Source organism: Comamonas sp. (genome assembly GCF_036666375.1).
GTDB lineage: Bacteria > Pseudomonadota > Gammaproteobacteria > Burkholderiales > Burkholderiaceae_C > Comamonas.
Genome location: NZ_JAVWWA010000041.1, coordinates 21,401 through 38,446 on the forward strand (window position 1 = coordinate 21,401; position 17,046 = coordinate 38,446).

At 63.5% G+C, this 17,046-nt stretch carries 13 protein-coding genes; 3 read left to right on the forward strand and 10 right to left on the reverse strand.

The annotated features are described in order from the left end of the window. Positions 1 to 53: 53 nt before the first annotated feature. The 10 genes from RR928_RS12075 to RR928_RS12120 all read right to left on the reverse strand — a co-directional run bounded on the left by RR928_RS12075 (position 54) and on the right by RR928_RS12120 (position 13,278). Positions 54 to 1,187, reverse strand: coding sequence for an acyl-CoA dehydrogenase family protein (locus RR928_RS12075; protein ID WP_332682653.1), 1,134 nt, complete (start codon positions 1,185 to 1,187; stop codon positions 54 to 56). A gap of 10 nt (positions 1,188 to 1,197) precedes the next feature. Then, positions 1,198 to 2,391, reverse strand: a complete 1,194-nt coding sequence (locus tag RR928_RS12080; protein ID WP_332537348.1) for an acyl-CoA dehydrogenase family protein — start codon at positions 2,389 to 2,391, stop codon at positions 1,198 to 1,200. Positions 2,392 to 2,478: 87 nt separating this feature from the next. Then, positions 2,479 to 4,569: a 3-hydroxyacyl-CoA dehydrogenase NAD-binding domain-containing protein gene (locus RR928_RS12085; protein ID WP_332537346.1), complete on the reverse strand. Its 2,091-nt coding sequence runs from the start codon at positions 4,567 to 4,569 to the stop codon at positions 2,479 to 2,481. Positions 4,570 to 4,581: 12 nt separating this feature from the next. Next, complete coding sequence (locus tag RR928_RS12090) at positions 4,582 to 5,784, reverse strand: acetyl-CoA C-acyltransferase (RefSeq protein ID WP_332548311.1); 1,203 nt, start codon at positions 5,782 to 5,784, stop codon at positions 4,582 to 4,584. 115 nt (positions 5,785 to 5,899) lie between these two features. Beyond that, entirely contained in the window at positions 5,900 to 7,642 is a 1,743-nt protein-coding gene (locus tag RR928_RS12095; RefSeq protein ID WP_332537342.1) for a long-chain-fatty-acid--CoA ligase, read from the reverse strand. 25 nt (positions 7,643 to 7,667) lie between these two features. Beyond that, a complete protein-coding gene (locus RR928_RS12100) occupies positions 7,668 to 8,639 on the reverse strand; it encodes an ABC transporter ATP-binding protein (RefSeq protein ID WP_332537340.1) in 972 nt (323 codons plus the stop codon). 13 nt (positions 8,640 to 8,652) lie between these two features. Continuing rightward, positions 8,653 to 9,621: an ABC transporter ATP-binding protein gene (locus RR928_RS12105; protein WP_332537338.1), complete on the reverse strand. Its 969-nt coding sequence runs from the start codon at positions 9,619 to 9,621 to the stop codon at positions 8,653 to 8,655. Between the two features lie 43 nt (positions 9,622 to 9,664). Beyond that, a complete protein-coding gene (locus tag RR928_RS12110) occupies positions 9,665 to 11,368 on the reverse strand; it encodes an ABC transporter substrate-binding protein (protein ID WP_332537336.1) in 1,704 nt (567 codons plus the stop codon). Between the two features lie 33 nt (positions 11,369 to 11,401). Continuing rightward, positions 11,402 to 12,232, reverse strand: coding sequence for an ABC transporter permease (locus RR928_RS12115; RefSeq protein ID WP_332537384.1), 831 nt, complete (start codon positions 12,230 to 12,232; stop codon positions 11,402 to 11,404). Positions 12,233 to 12,321: 89 nt separating this feature from the next. After that, entirely contained in the window at positions 12,322 to 13,278 is a 957-nt protein-coding gene (locus RR928_RS12120; RefSeq protein ID WP_332548310.1) for an ABC transporter permease, read from the reverse strand. A 755-nt stretch (positions 13,279 to 14,033) separates the two neighbouring features. Between RR928_RS12120 and RR928_RS12125 the strand changes: the two genes are divergently transcribed. Genes RR928_RS12125 through RR928_RS12135 form a run of 3 tightly spaced genes read left to right on the forward strand, consistent with a single transcriptional unit; the run spans position 14,034 to position 16,977 of the window. Beyond that, positions 14,034 to 15,002: an alpha/beta fold hydrolase gene (locus RR928_RS12125; protein ID WP_332548309.1), complete on the forward strand. Its 969-nt coding sequence runs from the start codon at positions 14,034 to 14,036 to the stop codon at positions 15,000 to 15,002. Next, on the forward strand, positions 14,999 to 15,673 hold the full coding sequence (locus tag RR928_RS12130) for an alpha/beta fold hydrolase (protein WP_332548308.1): 675 nt from the start codon (positions 14,999 to 15,001) through the stop codon (positions 15,671 to 15,673). Before RR928_RS12125 ends, RR928_RS12130 begins: the two co-directional genes overlap by 4 nt. Further along, the gene (locus RR928_RS12135) at positions 15,670 to 16,977 is read left to right on the forward strand and encodes an MFS transporter (RefSeq protein WP_332548307.1); all 1,308 of its coding nucleotides are present in this window, start codon (positions 15,670 to 15,672) and stop codon (positions 16,975 to 16,977) included. Before RR928_RS12130 ends, RR928_RS12135 begins: the two co-directional genes overlap by 4 nt. The last annotated feature ends 69 nt before the right edge of the window (positions 16,978 to 17,046 follow it).

Below are 17,046 nucleotides of genomic sequence, written 5' to 3' on the forward strand. Positions count from 1 at the left end.
CATGACGGCGCATGCAGCCAGAATGGACTGGATCTAGTGACGAGGCGCGGGAGTCAGACCGCCATGAAGTCTGGCTGTCTGGTGAATCGACTCCGGTGGAAGTCCGTGTTCCCCAACGTCATTTCAATGGCGGTCAGCCGCTTGAAATAATGTGAAATGGGCATTTCGTTGGTCATGCCCATGCCTCCGTGCATTTGTATGGCCTGTTGGCCCACGAACTGCAATGCTTTGCCCACGCGGACCTTGGCCGCGGAGACCAGTTTTCGGCGCTCCTCGGCGGGCGCGGAGTTGACCTTGACCGCAGCGAGGACGGTGATCGACTTGGCCTGCTCGGCATGGATGAACATGTCCGCCATGCGGTGCTGCAGCACCTGGAAAGTGCCTATGGGCACGCCGAACTGCTTGCGCGTCTTGAGATATTCAAGCGTCTGCGCATTGGCGGCTTCCATCGCGCCCACGGCTTCGGCGCAGAGCATGGCCACGCCGAAGTCGCTCGCGGCTTCGAGAGTTTCCCAGCCCCGGCCTTCCTCGCCGATCATCGCGCTGGCCGGCAAGCGCAGATTGGCCCATTCGATGTTGGCGGCGCGCAGCCCGTCGAAGGTGCGGTAATCGGTGACTTTGCTGCCTTCCAGGCTGGCGGGCACGTAGAACAGCGTGATGCCGTCTTCGTCGCGCGCCGCGCCGCTGGTGCGCGTGGACACCACCCAGCCGCTGGCCTGTGCGCCATGGATCACCGCGCATTTGGCGCCGTTGATCACATAGCCGTCACCGTCCTTTTTCGCCGCGGTGGTGATGTTGAAGAGTTCATGGCCCGCGTCCTTCTCGTTGAGCGCGCAGGCCAGCTTCACGCTGCCCGCGGCGACCTGCTCGAGCACGTCGGTGCGGCCGCCGCGGCGCAGGAAGTCGCAGGCCAGGATGGTGGCGAAATAGGGCTCGACAACCAGGCCGCGGCCCAGCTCCTTCATCACGATCATCAGGTCTTCGGAGCTTCCTCCGAGGCCGCCGGCGTTTTCAGGAATCGCCAGCGCGATCGCGCCGAGATCGCCCAGCGCATTGAAGCTGCGCGTCGACACACCAGTGTCCGAATAGATGATTTCCTTGCGGTCCGCGAAGGAGTAATCGCGCTCAATCCAGCGCTGCAGGGATTCGGAAAATTGCTGCTGTTCTTCGGAAAGACGAAAGTCCATGGTGTTCTCCTTACAGGCCCAGAATCATTTTGGAAATCACGTTGCGCTGCACTTCATTGGAGCCACCGAAGATGGTGATCTTGCGCAGGTTGAAGTAATGCGCGGCGAGCGCGGCCAGCGCGTCCTCGCCCGAATCGGGCGCGGGTTTGCGGTTGTGCAGATAGTCGGGATCGAAGGCCAGGCCCGACGGACCGCTGGCTTCGAGCAGCATTTCGCTGATGGCCTGGGAAATTTCCGTGCCTTTCACTTTGAGCATCGAAGCTTCGGGGCCGATCTTGCTGCTCGCGCCGTCGGCGACCAGCGACAGGGCCGTCATTTCCAGCGCCATCAATTCGATTTCAATATCCGCCACGCGCGCGGCGAATTGCGGGTCCTGCAGCAGCGGCGCGCCGTTGAGCTGCTTGGACAATGCCAGGCGCTTGAGCACCTTGAGTTCGCGCTTGGAGTTGCCTATCGCGGCAATGCCCGTGCGCTCATGGCCCAGCAGGTATTTGGCATAGGTCCAGCCCTTGTTTTCCTCGCCCACCAGGTTGGCCACGGGCACCTTGACGTTGTCGAAGAAGACTTCGTTCACCTCATGCGTTTCGTCCATGGTGATGATCGGGCGCACGGTGATGCCCGGAGTCTTCATGTCGATCAGCAGAAATGAAATGCCGGTCTGCTTCGTGCCTTCGGTGCTGGTGCGCACCAGGCAGAAGATCCAGTCGGCGTGCTGGCCCAGCGTGGTCCAGGTCTTCTGGCCGTTGACGATGTAGAAATCGCCTTCGCGCACCGCCCGGGTATTGAGCGACGCGAGGTCGGAGCCCGCGCCCGGCTCCGAATAGCCCTGGCACCACCAGTCCTCGGCGTGGTAGATGCGCGGCAGGAAATGCTGTTTCTGTTCCTCGCTGGCGAAACCCAGCAGCACGGGTGCCAGAAGGTTCAAGCCGAAGGACAGCGTGGGCGGCGCATAGGCCTTGGCGTATTCCTCGGCCCAGATGTGGCGCTGCATCGCGCTCCAGCCCGTGCCGCCGTACTTGACGGGCCAGCCCGGCGCTATCCAGCCTTTCTCGGCCAGTATCTTGTGCCAGCGCACGGCGTCCTCGCGCTGCAAATGCCGGCGGCGCCGGACTTTTTCGCTTAATTCCGTTGGCAGGTGGTCCTTGAAGAACTGCCGGACTTCGTCACGAAAATGCAGGTCTTCTTCCTTGTATTCGAGGTCCATGATGTGCTCCTGGTGAAAAAAAGGGCGAGTTTTTCCCAAGGCATGGCCGCCAGGCCATGCCCTGTCTGATGGGTCAATGCAAAAGGATTACTTCGACGGCTTGAGGTCGCTGAACTTGCGCCCGCTCGCGACGAGCTCCTCAAGCAGCTTCGCGGGCTTGAATTGCGCGCCCAGCTGCTGCTCGAAGTGCTGCATGCGCGCCAGCACCTTGTCGAGGCCGATCTGGTCGGCGTAGAACATCGGGCCACCGCGGTAGATGGGCCAGCCATAACCGTTGACCCAGACCACGTCGATATCGGAGGCGCGCAGCGCCATGCCTTCCTCGAGAATCTTCGCGCCCTCGTTGATCATGGGATAGATGCAGCGCTCGAGGATTTCCGCGTCGCTGACTTCGCGCGCGGCAAACCCCTTTTTCCTGGCGAAGTCGGCAATCGTCTGCTCGACCAGGCGCGAAGGCACGGCGGTGCGCTTTTCGTCGTAGTCGTAGAAACCGGCGCCCGACTTCTGCCCGCGGCGGTCCATTTCGCACAGCACTTCGCGCAGCGTCGAGGAGCTTGATTTCTCCTTGCTCCAGCCCAGGTCCAGGCCGGCAAGGTCGCTCATGGCAAACGGTCCCATGGGAAAGCCGAACTGGTAGAGCACGCGGTCCACGGCCCAGGGCATGGCGCCTTCCATGATCAAGGCATTGGCCTCGCGCTGGCGCTGGGCCAGGATGCGGTTGCCGACAAAGCCCGGGCACACGCCCACCAGCACCGCGACCTTGCCAATCTTTTTCGCCAGCTGCATGGAAGTGGCAATGACGGCGTCGCTGGTGTGCTGGCCGCGCACCACTTCCAGCAGCTTCATCACGTTGGCCGGCGAGAAGAAGTGCAGGCCTATCACCGACTCGGGGCGCGTGGTGGCCGAGGCAATCTCGTTGAGGTCCAGCGCCGAAGTGTTGGACGCCAGGATGGCGCCGGCCTTGCAGGTCTGGTCCAGGCGCCGGAAGATGTCCTTCTTCACGTCCATGTTTTCGAACACGGCTTCGATCACCAGATCGACTTCGGCCAGCTGCTGCATCTCCAGCGAGCCGCTGAGCAGCGCCATGCGCTGCTCTATGTCCGCGGCCTGCAGCCGGCCCTTCTTGGCCGTGTTCTCGTAGTTGCTGCGTATGGTCTTGAAGCCCCGGTCCAGCGCTTCCTGGCGCGTTTCCACGATGTGCACCGGAATGCCGGCGTTGAGGAAGTTCATTGCAATGCCCGCGCCCATGGTGCCCGCGCCCAGGATGCCGACGGTCTCGACCGGCAGCAGCGGCGTGTCCCTGGACAGTCCCGGCACCTGCCAGGCCTGGCGCGAGGCAAAGAAGTAGTGGCGCAGCGCAGCCGACTGCGGGCCTTGCATCAGCTCGACAAACAGCTGGCGTTCGAGCTTCAGGCCTTCCTCGATGGGCAGGTTCACGGCGGCTTCCACGCACTGGATGATCTTTTCGGGCGCCTCGAGTCCGCGGAACTTGCGTGCATTAGCCTGGCGGAACCTGTCGAACAGGGCAGGCTGGCCGCGCGCGGCCAGCAGCTTGTCGTTTTGCGCACGCACCTTGCGCAGCGGGCGCTTTTCGGCCACCACGCGCTGGGCCAGCGCAATTGCTTCGGCCTGCAGCTCGCCCTCGGGCGCCATCTCGTCGATCAGGCCGATGTCCAGCGCCTCGGCGGCGCCCACATGGCTGCCCGAGGTCATCATTTCCAGCGCCTTCTCCACGCCGACAATGCGCGGCAGGCGCTGGGTGCCGCCGGCGCCTGGCAGCAGGCCGATGTTGACTTCGGGCAGGCCCAGGCGCGCCGAAGGCACGGCAATGCGCCAGTGGCAGACCAGCGCGACTTCCAGGCCGCCGCCCAGCGCCGTGCCGTGGATCGCGGCAATCACCGGCTTGGATGATTCCTCGAGAATGCGCTGGACTTCGCCCAGGCTCACGCCGGCCGGTGGCTTGCCGAACTCGGTGATGTCGGCGCCCGCAATGAAGGTGGAGCCTTCGCAGATCAGCACCACGGCGTCGACCGCGGAGTCCTGCAGCGCGGCCTGCATCGCGCCATGGATGCCGTCGCGCACCGCGGCCGACAGCGCGTTGACCGGGGGAAAGTTGATGGAGATGACGGCAACGCGGTCGCTGCGGTGGAGTTGCGTCACGGAGTTGATGGCGGTCATGGCAATGCTTCCTCAGTAGATTTCAAACAGGCCGGCCGCGCCCATGCCGCCGCCCACGCACATGGTCACGACGCCGTATTTCGCGCCGCGCCGCTGGCCCTCGATCAGCACGTGGCCGGCCATGCGCGCGCCCGACATGCCGAACGGATGGCCTATGGAGATCGAGCCGCCCGAGACGTTGAGGCGTTCGTCGGGAATGCCCAGCGTGTCGCGGCAATAGAGCACCTGCGAGGCAAACGCCTCATTCAGTTCCCAGATGCCTATGTCGTCCATGCGCAGCCCGTGCTGCTTGAGCAGCTTGGGAATGGCAAACACCGGGCCTATGCCCATTTCGTCGGGATTGCAGCCCGCCACTGCCATGCCGCGGTAGGCGCCCAGCGCCTGCAGGCCGCGGCGCTGGGCTTCGGCCGCCTCCATCAGCACCATGGCCGAGGCGCCGTCGGACAGCTGCGAGGCATTGCCCGCGGTGATGAAGCGTCCTTCCTGGATGCGCTGACCGTCCTTGAACACCGGCTTGAGCCGGGCCAGATCTTCGTAGCTTGTGCCGGGGCGGTTGCCTTCGTCCTGGGACAGCGTGATGGTCTGCTGCGAGACTTCGCCGCTGAGCTTGTCGGTCACGTTGTAAAGCGTGGTGGTCGGCACGATTTCTCGCGCGAAGCGCTTTTCCTGCTGCGCCTGGGCGGTGCGCGCCTGCGACTGCACGGCATAGGCGTCCTGGGCCTCGCGCGAGATGCCATAGCGCTCGGCAACGATCTCCGCGGTCTCTATCATGGCCATATAGAGCGCGGGAATATGCTCGACCAGCCAGGGATCGCGCGCGCGGTGGGTGTTGGGCTTGCCCGACTGCACCAGCGAGATCGATTCAAGCCCGCCGCCCACGGCAATCTGCATGCCGTCGACAATCACCTGCTTGGCGGCCGTGGCAATCGCCATCAGGCCCGAGGAGCACATGCGGTCTATCGTCATTCCCGGCACGCTGACGGGCAGGCCGGCGCGCAGCAGGCTCTGGCGCGCGGTGTTGCCGCCGCTGCTGCCTTGCTGCGAGGCGCAGCCCAGCACCACATCCTCGACTTCGTTCGGGTCTATGCCCGCGCGCCGCACCGCATGCGTGATGGCATGCGCGCCCAGTTCCTGGGCCTGGGTGTTGTTGTAGGCACCGCGAAAGGCCTTGCCTATCGGGGTTCTGGCGGTGGAGACAATGACTGCTTCGCGCATGGAAACTCCTTGAAAGAAAACGTGGAAATCCTGAAATCGGGCAAACGCTTCCCCGGCACCGGCGCGCGGTGCTTGAAAACGGGGGGAGAAAGGGGCGCCCCTCGCGGGGCGCAGCTCAGGCCGGCTGTCGCGCGGTGTCCTTGGCAATCGCCAGGAAATGCCCGAGGTTCTCGCGCACGGCTTTCTTGTTGAACTTGCCGACGCTGGTCTTGGGGATGTCGGGCGTGATGGCCACCAGCTTGGGCAGCATCCAGCGGGTGATCTTGCCGGTCTGCACGCCGTGCTCCTCGAGGAAATCAATCACATCGTCCTCGCTGGCCGCCATGCCCGGGCGCAGGCTGACCACGGCCATGGGCTTCTCGCCCCAGACCGGGTCGGGCACGCCCACCACCATGGCTTCAAGCACGAAATCGGCCATGGCAATCAAATTCTCGAGCAGCACCGTGGGCACCATTTCCGCGCCGCTGCGAATCACGTCCTTGAGGCGGTCGGCAATCACCACGAAGCCTTCGGCATCGATCTTGGCGATGTCGCCGGTGTGGAACCAGCCGTCGTACCAGACCTCGGCGGTCTTGTCGGGCGACTGGTAGTACTCGCGCGTGACCCAGGGGCCGCGGATCACGATCTCGCCCACGGTCTGGTTGTCCCAGGGCACGGGCCGGCCTTGCTCGTCCATGACCTCGACTTCCAGGCCCAGCGAGGGCAGGCCGGTCTTGACCATGACTTCATCGATGGCCTCCTTGGACCAGCCCACCATGTGCTTCTTGACGAAGGCGCCTATCGCCACCGGCGCGGTCTCGGTCATGCCGTAGCCCGAACTCGCGCGGAAGTTGGGCAAGGCCTTTTCCAGCTTGGTCTTGAGGCCCAGCGGCAGCGCGCCGCCGCCCACGCCCACATTGACCAGGCTGCTGAGGTCGTACTGGTCGAAGTCCTTGAACTCCAGCAGCATGGCGGCGATGGTCGGCACTATGCCCACCGAAGTGACCTTCTCGCGGTCCACGAGTTCGCAGAAGCCGCGCACGGTGAAGGTGCCGGGCAGAACGATCTTCTGCGCGCTGAACACCGTGCTGAACGGCGAGCCCCAGCCATGGATATGGAACAGCGGCGTGTTGAGCATGGGAACGGCGTTCTCGCCCAGGCGCTCGGCCTGCACGAAGTCGGGCGTGTTGGCGATGCTCTGGCGCGCCATGCCGTGCAGCGTCATCAGGTACAGCTGGCGGTGCGAAAAAGTCGCGCCCTTGGGCTGGCCCGTGGTGCCGGTGGTGTAGCACAGCGTGGCAATCGTGTCCTCGTGCAGGTAGGGCCAGTCGAAGCTCGTGGGCTGGCCGGCAATCATCTGCTCGTATTCGATCAGGTTGGGAATCGGGGTGTCGGGCAGGCCCGGTTTGTCCGACATGTAGACGAAGGTCTTGACCGTGTCCTTGATGCGCTCGTAGATGTTTTCTAGCAGCGGCAGCACCACGTCGTCAACGAAGATCACGCTGTCCTGGGCATGGTTGATGGTGTAGGCAATGTGATCTTCGGACAGCCGGATGTTGATCGGGTGCAGCACCGCGCCGGAGCAGGGAGCGCCGTAGTAGATCTCCAGATGGCGATGGGTGTTGTACGACATCGTGCCCACGCGGTCGCCGAGCTTGCCGGGCTGACCGCTGGCGATCTTCAGCTGCTTTAGCGCATTGGCCAGCTGGCATACGCGGCCATGCCACTGGCGCCAGGTGAAGCGCTGGTACTCGCCGCTGATGTGGTTGCGGTAGACCACGCCGATCTGGTCGGGGTAGTAGCGCACCGGCCGCTTCATGAAGGTCGTCAGCAGCAGCGGGTAGTTGGTGCTGAATTCGGGAAAGGTCTGGGCATCCATCGGTAGTTCCTTCAGGGACAAGTCTTCACGGATAGAGGTGGCAGGCAACCGCATGGCCGCTGGCGCTTTCCTGCATGGCCGGGTCCTCGGTCCTGCAGCGCGCCATCGCGGCCGGGCAGCGGGTGTGGAAGCGGCAGCCTTCGGGTACGCGCAGCGGGCTGGGAATCTCGCCCTTGAGCACGATGCGCTGCCTGCGGCTTTCGGCGTCGACGTTGGCTTCGGGAACGGCCGACAGCAGCGCCTGCGTATACGGATGCTTGGGATGGCTGTAGAGCTCCTCGCGCGAGGCGACTTCGACCACGCGGCCCAGGTACATGACGGCAATGCGGTCGCTGATGTGGCGCACCACGGCCAGGTCATGGGCAATGAACACGTAGGTCAGGCCCAGGCGCTTTTGCAGTTCCTTGAAGATGTTGATCACCTGCGCCTGTATCGACACATCGAGCGCCGAGACCGGCTCGTCGCAGACGATGACGCTGGGCTCCAGCGCCAGCGCGCGCGCAATGCCTATGCGCTGGCGCTGGCCGCCCGAGAATTCATGCGCGTAGCGCTCGGCCATGTCGGGCAGCAGGCCGACCATGCGCAGCAGCTCGGCGATGCGGCGCTGGTATTTCTCCGGGTCCTTGGCCAGGCCGTGCACTTCGAGCGGTTCGCCGATGATGTCCTTGACTTTCATGCGCGGGTTGAGAGAACCATAGGGGTCCTGGTAGACCATCTGCACGCGCTTGCGGAACTGCTTGATCTGCGACGGCGTGACTTCCTCGCCTTCGAACAGGATGCGCCCGCTGGTGGCCTGCAGCATGTGCATCAGCGCCAGGCCCGTGGTGGACTTGCCGCAGCCGCTCTCGCCGACCACGCCCAGCGTCTCGCCGCGGCGCACCGAGAACGAGACGCCGTCCACGGCCTTGACGGTGGCCACCTGCTTCTTGAAGATCACGCCTTTCATCACCGGGAAGTGGATCTTGAGGTCTTCGACTTTGAGAATCTCTGGCTGCATTGCGTACTCCCGCTCAGGTGTTGAAACAGGCCTTGCTGTGGCCTTCCTTGACGCGCGTGAGCGCGGGCCGGGCGGCATCGCAGTCGCGGCTGGAGCGCGGGCAGCGCGGCGAGAACGCGCAGCCCGGGGGCAGGGCGGACAGATCGGGCGGCATGCCCTCGATTGCCGGCAGGGGCTGGTCGGGGTCGCTGTCGATGCGCGGAATCGATGCCAGCAGGCCCTGGGTGTAGGGGTGCTGTGGCTGCTCGAAGATGTCGCGCGCCGAGCCCTGCTCGACAATGCGCCCGCCGTACATCACGGCCACGCGGTCAGCGTAGCGCGCGACCACGCCCAGGTCGTGGGTGATCAGGATCATCGCGGTCTGGTCCTTTTGCGTAAGGTCCTTGAGCAGGTCCAGGATCTGCGCCTGCACGGTCACATCGAGCGCCGTGGTCGGCTCGTCGGCAATGATCAGCCGCGGCTCGCAGGCCAGGGCCATGGCAATCATGGAGCGCTGGCGCATGCCGCCGGAAAACAGGTGCGGATAGGCCGACAGCCGGCTTTGGGCATCGGGAATCTGCACCCGGGTCAGCAGGTCGCTGGCGCGCTCGTAGGCCTGGCTCCAGGGAACATGGCGGTGCAGCTGCACGGGCTCGGCGATCTGCTTGCCTATGGTGATCGACGGGTTCAGCGAAGCCATCGAGTCCTGGAAGATCATCGCGATGCGGTCGCCGCGTATGCGCCGCATCTGCTCGGCGTCGAGCTGGAGCAGATCCTGGCCTTCAAACAGGATCTCGCCTTGCTCTATCCTGCCGGGCGGGCTGGGGATCAGGCCCAGTATCGACATCGAAGTCACGCTCTTGCCCGAACCCGACTCGCCGACGATGGCCAGCGTTTCGCCCGCGTGCACTTCGAACGACACGTTGTCCACGGCCGTGACCTCGCCATGTTCGGTGCGAAAGCGCGTGGTCAGGTTCTTCACTTGCAGTACCGGAGTTGCCATGTTGTGCCTCTGGGTCGAAAGTTGGAAGGTGCGCGGCCGGCGTTCAGAAGCCCATTTTTTTCTTCAGGTCCTGATCGATCCAGAGCTGGGCGTGGATGGGCGCGAAGCGGCCCGCGCCGACAAACATCTCGCCGCCGTAGTTCTTCACCCAGGGCCACCAGGCGGTGTAGCGGTAGGGCGCGGGCATCCAGATGGCCGGCGCCTGGTCGAGCACCTGGGTGGTGAGTTCGCGCAGCATCTGCTGGCGCTTGGGCTCGTCGCGCTCGCCTATCGCCTCGGCGACGCGCGCATCGAACTTGGCGTCGTTCATCATCGGCGCGTTGTAGACCTGGTCCTTGCCGAAGTTGATGCGCAGCGAGGTGGTCGGGTTGACATCGGGAATCGTCGTCAGGTAGCCGGCCGCGTTGGTGTGGCTGGTCATTGCCGACAGATGGGCGCCGTATTCCATGGGCGTGATCTCCATCTTCACGCCCACGCCTTCGAGGTAGGCGGCAACCAGCGGCATCAACTCCATGGATTCGACGTTGCAGCTGCAGATCTGCATCTTGAAAGCGAAGCCGTTGGGATAGCCGGCCTCGGCCAGCAGCTTCCTGGCCTTGGCCGGGTCGTACTTGAACAGCTCCTGCACCGAGGCCGGCTGCTCATTGAGCGGCCGGTGGTAGCCCACATATTCGGGATGCATGGGGAAGGTGAACAGCGCGGCCTCGCCGCCGTAGAACTTGTCGACGATCTCCTGCTTGTTCACCGCCATGTTGAGCGCGCGGCGCACGCGCACATCGGTGAACGGCTTGGTATCCACGCGCAGCGCGACGCGCGGCGCGCTGGTCGTGAGCCAGCGGTTCCATTGCAGCTGGGGCGTGCTCTTCTTGAGTTCCTTGGCGGCTTCCCAGGAGATCGACGACAGGATGTCGATCTTGCCGGTGCGCAGCGCCGACTGCTGGGTGGAGTCATCCTTGATCACGCGGTGTACCACGCGGTCTATGAACGGCAACTGGTAGCTCTTGCCGGCCACGGTCAGCTTGTCCCAGTACACCGGGTTCTTGCTGAACGTCAGCGAGTTGCCCTGGGCCACGTTGGTCAGCATGAACGGGCCCGTGCCGTTGACGTTCTTCCAGTTGCCCGCGCCCGCGGCCACGACTTCCTTGGGCACGATGCCCGAGAAGAAGCCGTTGCCAAAGCGGTAGTCCCAGTCGGCGATGTACTTGTTGAAGGTGAACAGCACCGTGTGCTTGCCCGTGGCCTCGACCTTGTCGACATGGTCGTAGTAGCCCTGGGTGCGCTTGGGGCTGGTGTTCATGCGGTTGAAGTTGTAGACGATGTCGTCGGCCACGAGCTCGCGCTCTTCCATCACGCCTTTCTTGGCCGGAAACTTCACGCCCTGGCGCAGCTTGACTTCCAGCGTCAGCGGCGTGGGCCAGCTCCAGCTTTCGGCGAGTTCGCCGCGCACCGCGTCTGTGGGCTGCCAGCCGCTGATGGTGAACGGATACTTGCCGCCGCGGCTCTTGGCCTTGGACAGGTCGACGGCGAACAGCTGCTCGTAGAACTGGCCGGTGTCGCGGGTCTGCAGCGTGGCCTGCCAGTCGGCGAGGTCCCAGGACAGCGTCGCCACGCCCGCGCTGCTGCTGGCAAAGTTGAGCGTGCCGCCATATTTGGGTGCTTCGCCCTGGGCCAGGGCCATGCCGGCGGCGCCGGCCAGGGTCAGGGCCAGTGCGATGCGGTTCAGGGTCGTCGTCGATGCTTTGTACATTCTTGTCTCCTTGATGGGGGGCGGGGCGGGGCTTTAGCGCGTGCCGCGCATGCGGGGATCGAGCATGTCGCGCAAGGCGTCGCCAAAGACATTGATCGCGTAGACGACCAACGTCAGGCAGATGCCCGGGGCGAGCGCGAGCCACGGGCCTTGCAGCATGTAGGTGCGGCCGTTGCCCGAGAGCATTCCGCCCCAGGTGGGATGGGGCGGCGGCACGCCCAGGCCCAGGAAGGACAGACCCGATTCGGCAAGAATCGCGGCGCCCACGCTGGAGGAGAACAGCACGATCAGCGGCGGAATGACGTTGGGCAGCACATGGCGCCAGAGAATGCGCGCCGAGGAGGCGCCAATCGACTTGGCGGCATGGATGTACATGTCTTCGCGCACCGAAACCACGGCGCTGCGCACGATGCGCGAGCCGCCTATGCCTATCAGCAGCCCCAGCGTGAGAATGATCTGGGTGATGCCCGAGCCGAACACCGAGGCCACGACAATCAGCACCACCAGGCCGGGAAAGCTCATCCAGGCATCGACAAAGCGCTGTATCAGCATGTCGATCCTGCCGCCGAAGTAGCCGGAAATGATGCCTATCAGCGCCGAGATGGTGGTGGAGATCACGGCCACCGACAGGCCGATGATCACCGATATCTGCGCGCCGTAGATGCAGCGCGACAGCAGGTCGCGCCCCAGGTTGTCGGTGCCGAACGGGTGTTCCCAGGAAGGCGCGTGCATGCGCGCGCCCATGTCGACCTCGTTCATTCCATAGGGGGCCAGCACATCGGCAAAGATGCCGACCAGCAGGAAGAAGATCGCCACGACGGCGCCGGCGGCGCCCAGGCGTTTTTCTCGGAACAGCTTGCGCATGAAGCTGCGCAGGGGGCCGGGGCGGCGCGGCTGGGCAGTCTTTGTGGGAACGTTGAGCGCAATGGTCTGGGTTTTCATGGGTGCCTCCCTTAACGCTGACGGACCTTGGGATCGATCAGGCCGTAGCTCAGGTCGACCAGCAGGTTGATGAGCATCACGCTGATGCCGACGATGAAGAACACGCCCGTGACGACGGGGTAGTCGCGCTGGTTGACCGCGTCGAGCAGCAGCAGGCCCATACCGGGGAGCACGAAGATCTGCTCGAGAATCACCGCGCCGCCGATCAGGATGGGTGCCTGGCTGCCGATCAGCGTGATCACCGGGATCAGCGCATTGCGCACCGCATGCCGGGTCAGGATCAGCATTTCGCTCAGCCCCTTGGCGCGCGCCGTGCGGATGTAGTCCTGGCGCAGCACTTCAAGCATCATGGTGCGCGTCATGCGCATGGTGATCGCCGACAGCGACAGGCCCAGGATGGTCGCGGGAATCAGCATCTGCTGCAGGTTGGCCCAGGGGTCCTCGAGGAAGGGCGTGAAATGGATTTCGGGTGACCAGCCCCACCAGATCGAGGGAAAGACCGTGACCATGGTGCCTATCCAGAAGCTTGGCACGGCCAGCATCAGCAGCGAGAAAGAGCGCGTGGCGTAGTCGCCAGCGGTGTCCTGCTTGACGGCCGAGTAGACGCCCACGGGAATGGCCACCGTGAGCGCAATCAGCATCGCCAGCAGGCCCAGCTCGAACGTGACCGGCAGGCGGTCGGCGATCATGCCGATCACCGAATCCCCCTGCCATAGCGAATCGCCCAGATCGCCGTGCAGCAGCAGGCGGCTGATCCAACTGCTGTACTGCTGCCACATGGGCTTGTCCAGACCCAGCGTCTCCATCAACTGGTCGCGCGTGAGCTTGTTGGAGCCGGCATCGTTCTGGCTCAACATCAGATCGACGACATCGCCGGGCACCATGCGCACGATCACGAAAACGATGATGCTGGCAATCAGCATCGTGGGCAGCAGCGCCAGGATGCGACGCAATATATAGGCTTGCATCAGATTCTCCCAGCGCCAGGGGCGTCTGCGGTCTGTCTGCGCAGCACCTGCGGCTGCGTGCGGGACCAATTTCCAAAAGGACCGGGTTTTGCGTTTCGCACCGTATCTCTCCTGTACTCGAATTTCGAATCGGCCTTTTTCAAGGTCTTGAGGACCCGCGTTCATCGCTGCTGAGTGCACTTGGGTCATCGCAGATTGCGGGACGACAGGCCTTGCACCTGTCTGCTGACCCTGCAAGAACCCCTTGGAAGCCTTGGTCTGCCATGCCATTCCAGGGGTTGTGGTCGATCATACTGAAAACTCTAAAATGGTCAAATGCTGTTGGCGGTATGTAGCGTGCTAGGGTTTTCCTGGGTGATTTGGGTTTTTTCAGAGAGAGGTTTTCCGGTTTTGAGGCCTTGTCTAGGGTTTGCCATCAAGGGTTTTCGTGCATACCGAAAAGTCTGTTTTTTGAATTTTTGGTGAAATTTCCCTGGGGTTTACGCGTATGCCGGGGTTTTTCGGATGGGCGCGGGTGGTGCTTTTCTGGCCTGCATTGCGTCAGCATCAATTTTTTCTTTGTGCTAGCATTCGTCCATACCAATAAATCTAAAAAATATACGAATGATTGAAATCTGAATTCATCTTTACGTATTTGTCTTTTAAGTACTTGTTTTTATTGGTTTTATTTCTTGCTGGAAAAGTGTTGTTGAACCTAATGGCCATGCCTTGGATATAAGACTGAGGGTGGTGGACGCTAACGAACAGGAGCGTGCATGTCGGGCATTCAGGAAACCTCTTTGCGGGACGAGGCGCAGGCCGAGGTCTTGCCGGACGACAGGGTCTTTCATTCCTATCCCGGGGCCAGGCCCCCGGACCGGCAGGGGGCCGTCGATGTGTTTGGCGTGAAGATCGCCACCTATGAATGGGGTTGCGCCGATGCTCCGCCGCTGCTGCTGGTCCATGGGGCGCTGGACTTCGCGCGCACGTTCGATGTGTTTGCACCGCTGATTGCCGACGCCGGCTACCGCGTGGTGTCCTATGACCACCGCGGCCATGGCGACTCGTCACCGGCAGCGCTGTATGGCTGGATGGCGGATGAACGCGATCTGCTGTGCGTGGCCGATGCCGTTTCCAGGCAGCCCATGCCGGTGATAGGCCATAGCAAGGGCGGATCGTTGCTGATCCATGCGATCGAAGCCCTGCCGCACCGCTTCACCCGCTTTGCCTGCATAGACGGCATGCCTTTTCGCAGCCCCCATCCCGACACGGCAATGCACGAGCGCCGCTACATGACGCCCGAGGTGATTTCGAAATGGCTGGACAACCGCCACCTTTCGCCCGAGGCCGAGCGCAAGCCGGGAGACCTGCAGGCATTGGCGGCGCGGCGCGCGCGTCTGAATCCGCGGCAAAGCCATGAATGGCTTTGCTATCTGGTGAGCAAGGGGGCCTACGAACAGGAAGATGGCTGGCGCTGGAAGCTCGATCCCGCGATCCGTCCCGGCGGCTTTGGGGTGATGCGCTCGCGCTGGATGACAGATCGCCTGCCAGGCTTTCCGGTTCCCTTGCTGGCGCTCTTCAGCACCATAGACGAGCCCATGGGCTGGGACTGCAAGCTCGCGGACCTGATTGACTATCTGCCTGCGTCGGCCCGGGCCATTGAAATGCCGGACACCGGCCACTTCATTCACATCGAACGTCCGCGGCAGACCGCCGATCTCATCATCGACTTCCTACGCTCATGACTGAATATCTACAGCACGGCCGAGTCCGCCTGGCGCTGCATTGCCTGCAGCCCGCCCAGAATTCCGGCAGCCATGCGCTGCTGCTGCTGCACGGGCTGGGAGAGTCCGCGCGCGCCCACCCACCCAGCCTTTACGGTGCCTGGCCGGGCGCGGTACATGCGCTGGACTTCACTGGCCATGGAGCCTCCTCGATCCCCGCAGGAGGGGGCTACAGCTGCGAGGTGTTGATGGGCGATGTGGACATCGCGCTGGCCCGCATCGGGCCGGCCACGGTCTGCGGCCGCGGCCTGGGCGCGTACATCGCCTTGCTGATCGCCGGAGCGCGGCCCAAGAAGGTGCGTGGCGCGGTGCTGCTCGACGGACCGGGGCTGGCCGGCACCTGCGCTACATCCACCCCCTACATTCCCCTGGTGCATGCGGCGTCGACGCTGACTCCCGATCCGTTTGCGCTGGCAGAGCTGGCCACTGATGCGCGGCCGCCCGAGTACGCTGCGCACTATGCGACGCTGGCCCGGGAATTCAGCGCGCTGGCCAATCCGATCGCCATCTGCACACGCGAGCAGCCGCCGTGGCTGCAGGCCGTGCGGCTGCTGCTGGCCTGCGACGCGGCCCATCCGGTGAAGGCCTGCATGTCGTATGCGGTCATGCCCAGCCAGGTGGCAGTGCCATGAGCAGCCCGGCCGCACTTTCCACGCCCTCCGACTGCGTGGCGCAGCGGGAGCAGGCCTACCAGGCGCAGGTGCAGCGCGATCTGCCGCGCAATTTCCTCGCCAATCTGGCGCACGGCATGCTGGGGCTGACGGGCTTCAGGCTCATGCATGCGCCGACCTTCGTGCCGGCCTATATCTTCCTGCTGTCCGAATCCAAGGTGGCCGTGGGTCTGGCGCTGGGCGCGCAGTTCATAGGCATGGCGCTGTCGTCGATCTGGAGCGCGACGCTGATCGAGCACCGCGAGCAGGTGATGAAGGTCGTGTATTCCGTGGGCTGGCTGATGCGGCTGCAGATATTCTGCCTGGCACTCAGCGCCTTCATGCTCAGCGGCAATGCGGCACTGGTCTTTGCCTGCATCTTCCTGGCCTTGTTCGGATTCTTTGGCGGCATGCAGGGCGTGGCCTTCAACTTTCTCATGTCCAAGGTGATACCCACCAACCAGCGCGGCAAGCTGATCGGCATGCGCAACTTTCTGGGCGGATTGATTGCCTCGGGCGTCGCCTACCTGGGCGGGGAGTATCTGGTGGGCACCAATGCCTTTGGCAACGGCTATGGCTCGACCTTCATGCTGGCCTTCATATTGACCAGCATAGGCATCAGCGCGCTGACCTTCGTGCGCGAACCCAAGTCGCTCACGGTGCGCAAGAAGTCCTCGGGTTTCCTACAGCGCATTTCGGACATTCCCGGCCTGCTCAAAGCCGACCAGGACTATCGCCGGTTCTTCTATGCGCGCGCACTGGGGGCGCTGGGAACGGTGGCCGTGCCTTTCTATGTGCTGTATGCCGGCCAGTATGTGAGCCTGTCGGGCGCGACGCTGGGCTATTTCTCGCTGGCCTTTTTGCTGTCGCAGACCATCAGCAACCTGCTGTGGGGAAAGATTGCCGACGCCCGTGGCTACCGGCTGGTGTTTCTGCTGAGCATGGGCTTGTGGGGACTGGCCACGCTGCTGCTGATCTGGGGCGCTTCGCTGGCGGTGTTCATCGTTGCCTTTTGCGGACTGGGCGCGGGGTTTGGCGGCTATCAGGTGGCGTCCAACAACTTCGTGCTGGAGTTCGGCAAATCGCACGAGCTGCCGATGCTGATCGCGGTCTCCGACACGGCCTCGCATCTGATGATGGCGATAGGGCCGCTGCTGGGCGGGATCATTGCGACGTATTTCGGCTACCACATCATCTTCTGGCTGGCGCTGCTCGTGAAGATGCTGTCCCTGCTCATGGTGTGGCGGCTGCAGGAGCCCAGAAACCGGCGGGCGCTGGCGGTCTGAAAGCAATCAAGGAGTGCATATGAAAATCATGGTTCCCGTCAAGCGCGTCGTCGACTACAACGTCAAGGT

What these genes read in the sequence shown, in the direction of transcription:
- RR928_RS12075 (WP_332682653.1), bottom strand. Translation starts at nt 1,187, where the DNA reads ATGGACTTTCGTCTTTCCGAAGAACAGCAGCAATTTTCCGAATCCCTG.
- RR928_RS12080 (WP_332537348.1), bottom strand. Translation starts at nt 2,391, where the DNA reads ATGGACCTCGAATACAAGGAAGAAGACCTGCATTTTCGTGACGAAGTC.
- RR928_RS12085 (WP_332537346.1), bottom strand. Translation starts at nt 4,569, where the DNA reads ATGACCGCCATCAACTCCGTGACGCAACTCCACCGCAGCGACCGCGTT.
- RR928_RS12090 (WP_332548311.1), bottom strand. Translation starts at nt 5,784, where the DNA reads ATGCGCGAAGCAGTCATTGTCTCCACCGCCAGAACCCCGATAGGCAAG.
- RR928_RS12095 (WP_332537342.1), bottom strand. Translation starts at nt 7,642, where the DNA reads ATGGATGCCCAGACCTTTCCCGAATTCAGCACCAACTACCCGCTGCTG.
- RR928_RS12100 (WP_332537340.1), bottom strand. Translation starts at nt 8,639, where the DNA reads ATGCAGCCAGAGATTCTCAAAGTCGAAGACCTCAAGATCCACTTCCCG.
- RR928_RS12105 (WP_332537338.1), bottom strand. Translation starts at nt 9,621, where the DNA reads ATGGCAACTCCGGTACTGCAAGTGAAGAACCTGACCACGCGCTTTCGC.
- RR928_RS12110 (WP_332537336.1), bottom strand. Translation starts at nt 11,368, where the DNA reads ATGTACAAAGCATCGACGACGACCCTGAACCGCATCGCACTGGCCCTG.
- RR928_RS12115 (WP_332537384.1), bottom strand. Translation starts at nt 12,232, where the DNA reads ATGCGCAAGCTGTTCCGAGAAAAACGCCTGGGCGCCGCCGGCGCCGTC.
- RR928_RS12120 (WP_332548310.1), bottom strand. Translation starts at nt 13,278, where the DNA reads ATGCAAGCCTATATATTGCGTCGCATCCTGGCGCTGCTGCCCACGATG.
- RR928_RS12125 (WP_332548309.1), top strand. Translation starts at nt 14,034, where the DNA reads ATGTCGGGCATTCAGGAAACCTCTTTGCGGGACGAGGCGCAGGCCGAG.
- RR928_RS12130 (WP_332548308.1), top strand. Translation starts at nt 14,999, where the DNA reads ATGACTGAATATCTACAGCACGGCCGAGTCCGCCTGGCGCTGCATTGC.
- RR928_RS12135 (WP_332548307.1), top strand. Translation starts at nt 15,670, where the DNA reads ATGAGCAGCCCGGCCGCACTTTCCACGCCCTCCGACTGCGTGGCGCAG.